The sequence below is a fragment of the Vibrio profundi genome (genome assembly GCF_043642225.1).
GTDB classification, from domain to species: domain Bacteria; phylum Pseudomonadota; class Gammaproteobacteria; order Enterobacterales; family Vibrionaceae; genus Vibrio; species Vibrio profundi_A.
On sequence record NZ_JBHZSF010000028.1, the window covers coordinates 1 to 12,207 of the forward strand.

The 12,207-nt window shown below is 43.9% G+C and carries 9 protein-coding genes and 1 pseudogene; 2 read left to right on the forward strand and 8 right to left on the reverse strand.

Annotated features, from left to right (window positions below):
* Positions 1–818: 818 nt before the first annotated feature.
* Positions 819–1,506: pseudogene (locus tag ACHUFI_RS22040) on the forward strand (OmpA family protein).
* A gap of 156 nt (positions 1,507–1,662) precedes the next feature.
* On the forward strand, positions 1,663–1,824 hold the full coding sequence (locus ACHUFI_RS22045; protein WP_394253108.1) for a hypothetical protein: 162 nt from the start codon (positions 1,663–1,665) through the stop codon (positions 1,822–1,824).
* Between the two features lie 280 nt (positions 1,825–2,104).
* Here the strand turns inward: ACHUFI_RS22045 and ACHUFI_RS22050 are convergent, their stop codons facing one another.
* The 8 genes from ACHUFI_RS22050 to ACHUFI_RS22085 are packed head-to-tail and all read right to left on the reverse strand — an operon-like array spanning position 2,105 to position 11,572.
* Positions 2,105–4,504 carry a peptidase associated/transthyretin-like domain-containing protein gene (locus ACHUFI_RS22050; RefSeq protein WP_394253110.1) on the reverse strand — a complete coding sequence of 800 codons (2,400 nt, stop codon included), beginning with the start codon at positions 4,502–4,504 and terminating at the stop codon, positions 2,105–2,107.
* A gap of 9 nt (positions 4,505–4,513) precedes the next feature.
* A complete protein-coding gene (locus ACHUFI_RS22055; RefSeq protein WP_394253112.1) occupies positions 4,514–5,971 on the reverse strand; it encodes a glycerophosphodiester phosphodiesterase in 1,458 nt (485 codons plus the stop codon).
* A 10-nt stretch (positions 5,972–5,981) separates the two neighbouring features.
* On the reverse strand, positions 5,982–6,428 hold the full coding sequence (locus ACHUFI_RS22060; protein WP_394253114.1) for a hypothetical protein: 447 nt from the start codon (positions 6,426–6,428) through the stop codon (positions 5,982–5,984).
* A 14-nt stretch (positions 6,429–6,442) separates the two neighbouring features.
* Entirely contained in the window at positions 6,443–7,468 is a 1,026-nt protein-coding gene (locus ACHUFI_RS22065) for a hypothetical protein (RefSeq protein WP_394253116.1), read from the reverse strand.
* Positions 7,450–7,758: a hypothetical protein gene (locus ACHUFI_RS22070; protein WP_394253118.1), complete on the reverse strand. Its 309-nt coding sequence runs from the start codon at positions 7,756–7,758 to the stop codon at positions 7,450–7,452. Before ACHUFI_RS22070 ends, ACHUFI_RS22065 begins: the two co-directional genes overlap by 19 nt.
* Positions 7,751–8,020 (reverse strand): hypothetical protein, encoded by a 270-nt coding sequence (locus ACHUFI_RS22075; protein WP_394253120.1) that lies wholly within the window; start codon positions 8,018–8,020, stop codon positions 7,751–7,753. Before ACHUFI_RS22075 ends, ACHUFI_RS22070 begins: the two co-directional genes overlap by 8 nt.
* A gap of 3 nt (positions 8,021–8,023) precedes the next feature.
* Positions 8,024–10,900, reverse strand: coding sequence for an FtsK/SpoIIIE domain-containing protein (locus tag ACHUFI_RS22080; protein WP_394253122.1), 2,877 nt, complete (start codon positions 10,898–10,900; stop codon positions 8,024–8,026).
* A 9-nt stretch (positions 10,901–10,909) separates the two neighbouring features.
* Complete coding sequence (locus ACHUFI_RS22085) at positions 10,910–11,572, reverse strand: hypothetical protein (protein ID WP_394253124.1); 663 nt, start codon at positions 11,570–11,572, stop codon at positions 10,910–10,912.
* Positions 11,573–12,207: the final 635 nt, after the last annotated feature.

Below are 12,207 nucleotides of genomic sequence, written 5' to 3' on the forward strand. Positions count from 1 at the left end.
GCCGGACTTGAACCGGCACAGCGCGAACGCCGAGGGATTTTAAATCCCTTGTGTCTACCAATTCCACCACCAGGGCAACGCAATCATGCGATGCTGATTACTGAAGAGTAAAACACCACCTCTCAGCGACCTAAGCCGTGAGAACGAGGTGTACTTTAACGGATTGAGCAGTGAGATCAACAGATATTTTATCTTTTTAATTCAATTGGTTGTTTATCGAACTTACAGGTGAATAACAGGGCAAGTTGCACAAACCTTGTACATGGAATCTCAACTTTTATCTACAGAATCAAAATTGAACTCGTGATTCTTTAGGTCACTTTCATTCTAATTCCAATCACAGTAAGTAAATGATCAGAAACAGCGCAGGAAAAGGCTTGAGGACGAGGCGGCTCTTTTCTACCATTTGTTTCGATAAGCAGTTATTCTACAATCAAAATTCTAACGCGGTTACCGAGCATTTTAACAAGCTAGGGTGAACAGTTATTTACTACGATTGGTATAATACAGTGTGAAAAGAGAATGATTCATTCACCCTAGTTGTTAATCCGTTATAGAGCATCAGTTTCGGGATGCTCTATAATATATTCCTCACAAATACCGCTCTTCAAATAGTAATACATCACATCTTTCGTTAATCAGAACTTAATCAATCAAACGATAAAGCGGTATTTTGACTGTCCAACAAAAAACCATTTACCCATATTATTACCGTTTCTTTTGTATCGAGTGTAAATAGATTGAATGCATCCATCTACCACTCATTTATGACCAGTATCATCAAAACTAATCAACGACTATTAGTGAGAAAAGATTCTATGAAACGTGTGATCGTCACCTTATCTATCGCAGCTTTGCTTTCTGGCTGTCAGCGACTCAACGACAAAATGCTACGGCAACTCGGCAACTAAAGGCGCTTTAGCTGGCATGTTAGCGGGCGCTGCAATCGGTGCAGCGGCAACTCGGCAACTAAAGGCGCTTTAGCTGGCATGTTAGCGGGCGCTGCAATCGGTGCAGCGGCAGGAAATAGCTCTGATGTACTACGCGGCGCAGCTATTGGGGGCGTGGTCGGTGACAGTGCTGGCTACTATATGAACCAGCAAGAACAAGCACTACGCCAACAATTGGTAAGCTCTGGTGTTCAAGTGAAACGCATTAACGAGAAAAGACTTCAGCTTATTATGGGGGTTCGATTCAGGTTCATATCACCTGTCTTCAACTATCTACCCTACCTTGAATAGCGTAGCGCTGATCCTCGCTGAATACCCAGATACCCGATTGGAGATTAAAGGGCATACTGACAGCTCTGGCGATGAGTCAAATAACCAAACACTTTCAGAGCAGCGAGCTCAATCGGTAGATAACTACCTCATTAATCAGAAGGTGGCTTCTGGACGTGTTGTAACACAAGGTTTTGGTGAGCGTTACCCCGTTTTTGATAACAAAACCACCCAAGGTCGTGCTTGTAACCGCCGTGTTGAAATCAACATTTTGGCGATGAACTAGAGGGCTTTGTTTTATGTTTTTTAACCGCTTTCTCAAGCCATTTCTGCTGGTTGGTGTCTAATTTTTTCAACCCAGAGACCGCACATTTGAACGCTAGCTTCGTGCCATTTTCGATTACAGATATTACGATTTGTACATATACCCTTGGCTATTGGTATGAAAGAGCTAAAAAAGGTACGTAACCTACCAAACAGTTGCCGTACATTGGATTTTAAGCATAGTGGGAACGTCGTCAACGCCAATAGCAGACACTATGTGAAAGTAGAAACAAAAGCTGGTGATGATTTCTATACGCTGACTAAGTGGATTAAAAATTAGCACTCACACAGACTTTCACTGGTTACTTGATAATGCGATATTCAGGGCATATAAGATCACTTATTGCCTGTCGTTAATCTTGTTTCCAGTGGCTAACTTCACTGCCCCTTTAGCTTCCACTATCAGACCAGAAATCGTAAGTTCTGATATAATTTGGCTTTTTATTGAGATTTATCAATGGTCAATCAGAACATCACACTTATTACCACGAAATAAAAAAGGTGCATTTCAGCACCTTTGTAAGTCATTCCCCACATCTCAGTAGGGGCAGTCGGTTTAATTAACTCTTCGGGACATTGACTTGATGAGTGCTACTCCCTTTATTGTGGGAAACCCAAAGTCGTTTTGTTTTGTAACCCGAGGCGCTCACTTCGACATGGTAGTTGCCAGAAGGAAGCTTCATTCCCGCTTTATATCGTGGCTTAATGTTCATTACACGAATCTTGGCATTTGGCGCATTGGTCTGAACTGTAAACGGTAAATCGACCAACTGACCAGATTGAGTAATCGCCTGCTTTTGATCCTCAAAGCCTTGGCGTACCTCTTTAGAAGCCAATGCTTTCGGCGGGTTAAGCTTAACCATCACTATCTTGTCCAACTCACCAATAGAGTGCTCTAGGGTATTTTTGAACAATGCGGTAATCTGCATATTTTCATCAAACTTAGCCCCAATTGGCTGCACAATGGGCTGGGTATGGAGTACCCATTTAAGTGCAACGGATCCAACCGGCGAGACTGTCTCGTCAAACTTATCTAAGAAGTAACTCGTGGTCGATTTCTCTTCCGTAAACTTAGAATTCCCCACTAGCAGAGGCACAGCAAACACCGCAATAATCACTAAGGCTGATAATGCTGGGCTGACATATTTCTCCCACGGCTTTTGTTCGTTTTCAAAATCTTTGTCGTAGTCAATGAGCGCCCAGAACTTGAACGGCAGCTTAACTACGGTGAGTAGAACCAGTAATAGTGACAGCGACATAGAAATGGGCGGTACGATAATCGAGCGAAGTGCCGATTTCCCATTTTCTGCCAATGGTGCCCCATCTTCAAACTGTGAACGAACTGACTCAATATAGCGAAGCCAATATTGAGTTTCACGCTTGATGTTTACCTTCACTACTTTGGTGTAGAACTGTTTGTTATTCCAGTCTGCCATCATAGGCTTCACGTAATTACGTTCACCCATTGACTCCAAAATACGCGCCTGAATTTGCGGATGTGTCTGGAACGCCTTCCAAGACAAGTTTGGCTTCATATCCATGCCACGGCTTGCCATTTCATCATCCCATTTCTGGTCGATCTTCTTACGCGCTTGCGTTTTTACGGTGTTTTTGAATGCTGTGATATGAGAAACACGCCAGCTCTTCTTAAGATGAATGCCTTTTTTCGCTGCTCTCGAACGTACCTTTTGTGCAGTGACAGAGTGATTACGAAACTGCTTGATGCCACTAATACCCATAGGGTATCCCGTCTCACGCTCAAACTTACCTTTCCATAGTACTAAGATGCGTGGTGTGTAGTGAGCGACCTCGTTAGTGAATACTTCTCGAATATCTTGCTTGCCGGCATCACCGCTTGCTATTTCTAAACCCGCAAGCACCGCAGACAAGCCTAACGTCATTGCCGTTTCAGACAGTGATGTTTCACCTTTGGTTCTGCGCATTTCACGCTTCAACCAGTAGTCCATTTCTTGATATGGAATGCCTGCGTTTTTCAGCGTTTTTGCGTATTGCTTCTCTTCATCGGTAATACAACGGTTGAGACGGTCACGTTTACTGCTTTTACCACCGTAACGGTCGATACAGCGGTTGCGGTCTTCAAAGTGGTCATAGATTTTCGGTGCCACTTTTTGCGCGCGAGCTTCTGCTCTCGCTAGGTAGGCTTTTTCAGCGTTGCGGTAGTCTTTCCAACCTTGAGCAATCTGCGTTTCGACATCTTCCCATGCTTCATTCGCCCTGTTTGGTACTTGGCGTACATTCTTGTTGTACTTATCGACACCAGTTTGATATTGCTTGTAAGAAGACAACACTTCAGATCGCATACTTGTATAGTCATTGAAGTATTCATCAAACTGACTGTTCGCTTTATTTTCAATATAGCGATTTAGGATCTGACGTTTCTTATCATCGACATGTTGAATAAACTCATCATTGGCGTAAACAAGGCCACCCATCATGGCTAAAAAGGTCATTTCCGTTGGTGAAGTCGCGTGTTTAGAGTCGTACGGTAGGCCAGATATCTGCACCGCATTGGCGGCTAAACTTGAGCGTAATATCGATGCAAAGAACGCTTCTTGACGTTGCTGTGGTGTCGATGGTTCAACTAGAAATTTATCGATAAGAAGTTTTTGACCAAAGAACACCGTTGGCCAAACAATTAAAGCCACGAGAGAAAAGCTCATAATGGCTCTTGGCACGGAACTCACCAGTCGCCCTTTAAGCAGTAAATCAGCGATTAACAAAGTAACGCCGATACCTGAAATTGTGCGGCCAAATAGTTCCACAAGGTGCAGCGTTTGATCATCAACGCTCCCGCCACCTGCAACTTCTACTAATTTCGCGTTAAACACTACCTCTGGAATGAGATAGCACAACGACATAACAAACAGTGTTATCGCAAACCATTTTGGCTTTGCTCTTTGCGCTTTGTTTGCGCTTTCTTGTTTCTTTTCTGTAGCCATACTGGGTTCTTAGTTAGGAATTTCGATATGAATGGGCTTTGTCTCTAGCGATAAATCTTCATCCTCAGGGATGAATACGCGTGGTGAGGCAATGGTCGTTTTTGTGTTCGACTTCGATTTCACTTTCACAGGTGGTCTTGAGGCTCTTGCCATAGAAAGAACTTTGCCATTGGATGTGATGTAGTGATTGTCTTCTAGGTACATTAACTGCTCCTCAAGACGGCTGAAGTCTGCGTCATTCGGTAGCGTCATGATCGCGCGTCCATAGCTTGTCGTCGGAGAATAAGAACGCACCTTGTTCGCTAAGTTAGGGTATAAACGATGGCAAGCCACAAACTTAGAGGTATCCATGATGGTCTCATCTGGCAATTGGCGACCTCGATTTTCCAAGTAAGCCAATTGAGCTTGATGGTAATCCGTACCATTGATGCTGTAGGTTGCAACGCGATCTAAGCCGGCTTGATGAGAGCGTGTGTAAATAGTCGATGCACCAACGAAGCTGCGAATATCGACATGCAATCCACTGTTCACACCAAGAGCGTTACGTACCGTTTTTGCTGAGTGTTTTTGCGATTTACTACGCGAACGTTTACGCGCTTCGTAGTCTGATACCCAGTTGACCTGACGATTATATTTTTGGTACAGCACATCAGACTTAGCCGCTTTTTTGGCAGCCTGTTTCGCTTTTGCAATCGAAGTTGGGTGAGGTTCCCATACGTAACCTAAGTAAACATATTTATCGAGTTCACGCATCTTCTTCAATACGTCAAACTCGAGTGAACTAAAGAAATAGCTGCCACGAGGAAGTGTCTCGCGCGCCATACGCAGCAACTGATTTAGCTCTACGATGTCGGCATCTTCTTTAATTTCAATATTCAACTGTTGACCAAGTTGATAACTGTTTCCCCAACGTTCAAATGCATCTATTGCATACGGCGCTCGTTCGTTGGTCAAGTAACCCTCTTTGTCACGCACCACTAAGCTATTCCACTCTTTCCCTTTGATACTCGACATGCGATAGCGCTTACCGTCAGATCGCCCTGTCGCACGACCGGTGTAACTGTCATGGTGGACGACCCAGTAGCCATCGCGGGTTAACATCACGTCAATTTCCACTCCGTCAAAGCCACCGATAGCGCCCATTAAGATTGAGGAAGAGGAGTTTTCTGGGTAGTTGTAATGCCCTCGGTGGGCGTAGATTTCAATAGGACAAGCCAGACTATTTAAATAGGCTGGGGTTTGAGCTGCGGTCCAATAAAGACCACGAGCATTCAGTGCATATTGAATATCTTGCACCTGTTGTGGCGTGTAAGATGAGAGTTTAAACACTCGCCCTTCCGCACCGATCGGCAGGCCATTTAAGCCTGCCACTTCATCTTGATTGTCGTTGCTAGGAAGCTTGTCACTGCTTGAACAGCCAACCAATGCCATCACCAAGCTACTAAGCAGTATTCTTACTAACTTCACGGTTTTATCCTTAAATCAATGGTACATGGTTGCCAGCAGACTGCTTTTTCGCTGCCACTTGCTGTTGCTGCTGCTCCACTTGTTTAGTCAAGTTTTCACTGCTGCGTAAAGCGCGGTCGCGCTCTTCACTTTGGTTATTCACCTCATTAAATAAGCGGTTGTATTGTTCATGATGGTGAGCTGCATCAATCAATAATCGGCGTAAGCTGTCTAACAAATCAGCACATTGTTTGGTGGTTTCAATATGCTGCTGGCTCTGGCTTAAAGCTTGAGCATACACATCCACCAAAGCGGTGATATTACGCGTGTCGACATTGCGCCCTGCGGCATCATTCCATCGTGTACGCAGCGTCTCCCAGTGCTCTTCAAAGTTACACTTGGAGTAATATGTATTTTCACGCTCTTCCTCTAGATGAGTCAGCGTGGTTCGAAAATAACTAGGTTCAAATGAAGGCATAATGGAGTCTAAAATTACCGTCGGCTAAGAGGTTGATCAAATGCGATAAGCAAAGAAACTTTATCTTGAAGCGTGTACTTCAAAGAGAACACTTCACCTTGAATCGATTCATGATGGTTTTCTAGGTTGCGCAGTTGCAAAAAGGCTTGGTTTGCATCGTTTTCGAGCTTCGAAACCGTATCGGTTTGCTGTTGGCATGTCTTTTTGAACTCATCAAGGAGCGATTTAACTTGCTCTAATACTTGTAGACAGTATGTTGAGAAATCATGACTATAGTTTGCTTGACGCTTACCATCATTGGCCACTTGCAACGCTTGATCAGCAAGGTTTACTGACTCTCTAGCATCTGAAAGCGCCGCTCGTGCACCGTTGAGCTGATGTATGGCTTTATTTCGCTCACGTATTGCAGCATCGAGCTGTCTGACAGCTTCGTTGTAGATACTTCGGCAGTGGCTAGCATGAGCACATGCAGCGCTATAAGCCATTTCTTCCGCGTAAGTATCTGGCGGGTCATAGCGGTATACGTCTCGGCCACTACTGTCTTTCCCTTCATAGACTCGAACTGGAGGTCGACTTCTCGCGACTTGCAAAGCATGATAAGCGCGATCTTTTCGACTTTGAGCTGCATCATCATCACGTTCAGCACTTTCTTTCTTTCGTGTACAGCTTGCATGATGATTGTCAGCTTGTGTGTACCAGTTTTGAGCTTTACCTGTTTGTTCACTCCAAGTCGAGCGCAGGTTATGCGCATCTTCCAAGCTAGTGGTGCTTGATGTCTCAGTATCAATAGCATGATCCAATTGCTCTTCCACACGGCGATGACGTGTTTGGGCATGATTTAATGCCGCTTGATAGCCTTTTTCTAATGACTCATACAACTCATAACAAGCAAACACATCGGACTTAGCAAGGCCAATGTAATCTTGTGTTAACGTATGCATGGCTTGAGACTGATGCAGTAAGGATGTCACCAACTCTAGTTGAAAGTCGGTTTGGTAATCTAACTCTTCCAGTTGATTGACTAACCATCTTGGTTGCATGGTTCCTCCTCACTTTGCGCTTCTGAGGAGCTTGTATCAGCTTGCTGCTTTTGGAAACCAGGAGCACAGTATTCACGCCAGTCCATCAATTTACTCAGCAGTTGATCGGCTTGCGCTAAAATAGTCGTAATTTCAGATTCAACATCTTCGGCGCCGATGCCATTGTAATCTTCACGTAGCGCCGCCCAACGGCTTCGCATTGAGTCCACTGAGGTTTCGATTTGAGTGTAAGTTTGATTAGTGACAATGGTGAGCTCTTGCAGTGCTTCTTGCTGACGTAGCTTATTCATGCAGATAACTCCTGATGATCGCCAACTTATGTTGTAGTTGGTCGGCCAACTCAGTACAGCGAACATTAGCAATTAAACCTGCTAGGTCTTCGATTTCCACTAAGTCACGCTGCATTTGTAATTGCATCTCTTCTGATAGCTCAGGCAGAGTATTCTCCGCCTGAACACTTAGAAGACCGATTTGCTTATTCACTTGGCTGCTGAGGGCTTCTAGCTCTCCCAGCAACAAAGGAATTTGCTCTTCAACTCGATCTAACGACATGAATTAACTCCACTTAGCGTATAGCTGAGCTAAGTACGCTAAGTTGCTGTTGAGCAAATCAGCTTGGGTGTAGCAATACGGTTTAAACTTCGTTGGGCGATTTTGCATTTGGTCGATATGAAGTGCATAAATAGGCTTCTTACCATCCGCTTGCAGTTTGGCTGCATCACGAGTTTTTAATAGACGGAAGCTATCTTCCTCTGACATTTGCAGAGCAATTTTATGACGGAAGCTTTCAATATCATTGCGATCGAAGGCTTTTGTTACTGAACGAACGTTATCAAAGCTCAAGATTAGGTGGATACCATACTCAGAACCATGCTCTAGTAGTGTTGTAAAGTGAGCTCCGCTTTCATCCACATGAACTTTCATACCGTGAGCATTATCTTGCTTCGCAAGCTCTTTCACACGTTGTGCTTCGTTAATCACGATAAAGATTGATGGTTCAGCCAACATCTCTTCTTCGTCCATCTCACGACGCTTTTCCAGTTCTACAGCAACCGCGTCAAGTTGAGGGGCGAAATCTTTAAAGGATTCGCAGAAGGTCGCATTGTTTGCTAACGCTTTTTCATTGGCAGCAGCCATAACACCATACCACTGAGAACCTTTAATGCTTCGGTCTAAAATGTGAACTTGGTATTGAACACTCTGTGCATTGATTGGCATTTGAGCCACCATGTAACCCAACATACCTAAGCGAGCTTCATTACTATCGCCCACTAACACCATGTGCTCACCGGCTCGACGACGCAATATAACCTTAGCTTGACCATGAATGTTCATCTCTTTGCCAAGCCAGAAAACAGAAGGGCGTTCTACTGGATACCATTCGTGTTCATTTAGACCGCCAAGGTGCTGAGGTTGGTTCGCGTAACGAATCCACTCATCTTCCGTTGGACGTTGTGGGTGATGAGCAAACAGTGTATTTAACTGGGCATTATCCACAACTTGAGGCTGTTCTGAGCCATCAAGTAATACGGTATGATTTTCGCCACCTTGCTCGGCCCACTTGGCAATAAATTGATCAAGCAGTTGTTGGCGCTGAGACTCTTCAATATACGCCACACGACCGGTATCACATGGCACTTCATCCACACCACCATTATGGCTCGTCACCACTTGGCCGGTTTCGGTACAGCCGCGAATTAGCTGCTTACCTTTGGAACCAAACTCTTGTAATGACGTAATTTCTTCACCACTCATTTTCATCGCAACACGTAAGTTGATGTTACTAAATGTCGCTTGAGGCTGAGACATACCCGGCACCACGAATTTCTGTGAACCAACAAACATGTGAATACCTGCGCTTCGGCTTTGCGATGCGATAGCAATCATCAGCTGTGAGCCTAACCCCGTTTTGTCATCTTCAAACAGTGTTTGATATTCATCGATGATCAGCATTAAACGCGGCAACTTACCATTTGGTGACCCCGCTTTTCGATAACTAATAAAGTCTGAGAAGCCAAGCTCTTTGAACATGTCGTTACGACGGTTCATTTCATCTAATAGCTCTTGAAGTACGCTACGAGCTAATTGTGGGCTTGTGTTAAGCGAGACTACGCGTGCATGGGGCAGTTTCGGGTAGCTCTGGAATTCAACCCCCTGCTTACCATCGATAAGGTAGAACTGAACATCCTCAGGGCTGTAGCGACTTGCCATCGACAAAATAAACGCATGGTATAAGTTAGACTTACCTGCACCTGTCATTGCCGCCAACATGCCGTGTGATGATGGCTGTTTATTACGTTCACCAAACCAAAGTTCAATATCGTTCTTACGGCTGCCAGAACCACCAATTGGCGCCGAAATCACCTCAGTTGCATTCTCTTGCCACCACTGACTTGGGTCGGTAACGATCACATCGGAGAAGCCCAATTTGGTCTCTTTTGGTTTTGCTCGGCTTAAGCCATCAAGGATCGCATTCATTACCTCTGAATTTTCAACGCTATCTCGATAACCTTTACCTAGGTTCCAGAGGATCTGATTTTCATTCTTGTAGACATGACGCAATTCTGGAAAAAGCGTTTTTAGTGATAAACCGTTTGGTAACTCGGCATTAGGGTCAAGATCAAGCAACACCATTTTACCCGCTTTCGGGCCTGTGTTAGCGATCTTAGCCAGCAGTTCAATCGAACGACGGTCATACGCTTGCGGAAAGTCTTTTGCAACAATCAGTTCAAACTTTGCGTTGCCCAAAATCTCTTCATCAACATCAACCAGACGCTCTGTGTTGTTATCAAGGTAGCTGTTTTGAATGCGTACGATATCTGTCAGAATTTCTTCCAGTACACGGGACACATCATTATCGACCATACGTTTAAATGGCAAACGCTTGGTATATGGGAAGCTTTGCCCCATTTTAATTGGATCAATCAGGGTGAATTGGGACGAGTACGGTAGCATTGTTGCTAGGCGAAAAACGAAAGCGTTAATAATGCTGACTGAGTTCTCGTCTTGAGCAAAGTAATAGCAGTAATCAGAGCTATAAAATGGAATCTCTTTCGGTACGCTAACAACGTTTTCCGCACTTTGACCATCGGTATAGGTGATGTCTTCCATACCCACAACAAAGTTACGCGGTAGGTAATTATGATCAAATGCGTAGGTATTCCAATCAACGTCTGACAACCAAGGTTGCAGCGGTGCGGGTAAGCGAGCTAATACCTGTCCCATGTCGTCTACTGAAGTGGCAAGCTGTTGGTGGCTCGCTGAAACGACCTGTTCAGCTTGTGCTTGTGCATTGGGCAATACCGTTTCTTCTAGGTAATTGACCACTTCTCGAACGCTATCAGCTCTGCCGCTGAATGCTTGTTTGAATTTTTGACCCAGCTCTTTGCGCTTTAGGTCCGCATCTTTAAGTTTTGTATCTAGTTCAATCATCGGAAAACCTTAAGCCATTTGAGTCTGAATAAAGCCTGTTACCATTAAAACGAATGCCGCTGTCCATATCAGTTTCTTTTGTAGACTCTTACGGCGTGAAGCGGCTAATTCCGCCTTTACTTCTGCCTCGGCTTTCAAGCGAGCTTCTTCTTCTCGCTGACGTTTTTCTTCTGCTCTCTTTTCATCAAGCAAGTGCTGATAATGGCTATAGAATGCATTTTCTGATGCGCGGATCTCACCTAAAGTATCTGCAACTGGCTGCCACTCTTGAGGGATCTGTTTGCTGTACATTGTCAGTTGAGCAATGATGTCTTGTGCTAATGGAGTCTTATTGGAAATATCTGTTAACTGACGAGCTTGGTTCAGTAGATTGGTAAATGCTTGTGCGTGTTCGCGCTCACTTTCCAAAGAAGAAGAAGGCTTACCTCCTTGGCGCAAATCATCCAGTGACGAATCAATCACAGATTCATTTTTTGAGAGGTAAGTCTCAATGGATGACATGGTACGTTTAAGAGAAGAACTATGGTGCTGAACGACCTTTGTACTGTTTTCTACAGTTTTCTGACTATTCTCAATACTTTTACCTGCTTTTACGCGTGCTTCATGCACAGATAAAAAGGCACGTCTAAACTCTTCGATACTCTCGAAGTTTGCCAAACCTTGGTCTTGCATACTCTTCCTAATAAATTTGTTAAATTGACACTAATACAATCACTAGGAACAGCCGAAAGTCCTGCTATTCCTAGCAAATAAGCTATATATTTCAACTGCATTTCATAAATCAAGTTGAACTTTTACATGATTTACAACAAACACGAACGGTATCATATACCTTATATTTACTCAATTTGATGAATATAAAAAATCGGCATCTACACCTAGTTACTGATAAAAATTTGAATAAAGCCGCATCAAATGAAAACCATTAAGCTTTTATTCATAAAGGTTTAGGGCTACGCCTTATCATCATGAAAAATATATAAAACAACCTTAAATAGATAGGAACGTAAAAATCTGGAAAATCCGTAAAGTTTTTATAATTTTTACCAAAATACATTTTCGTCGTAAATAACGCGGGAAAAAGGTGCATATTTCGGAGCTAGCCGACCGCCTATTTCGGTTTTAACCGACTGATCCGCACCAGCAGTTTTGGACACTGAGTTAAGTGAGTACAATCACTAATGAGGTGAACCATGACAAGCAAGAAGAAACGTATTATCCATTCTCCTTAATTTAAAGCAGGAACCATGAAGCTGGCAGAGAAAGTGGGAGTCGCTGCAGCCGCAAGACAGCTCTCGTTACATGAA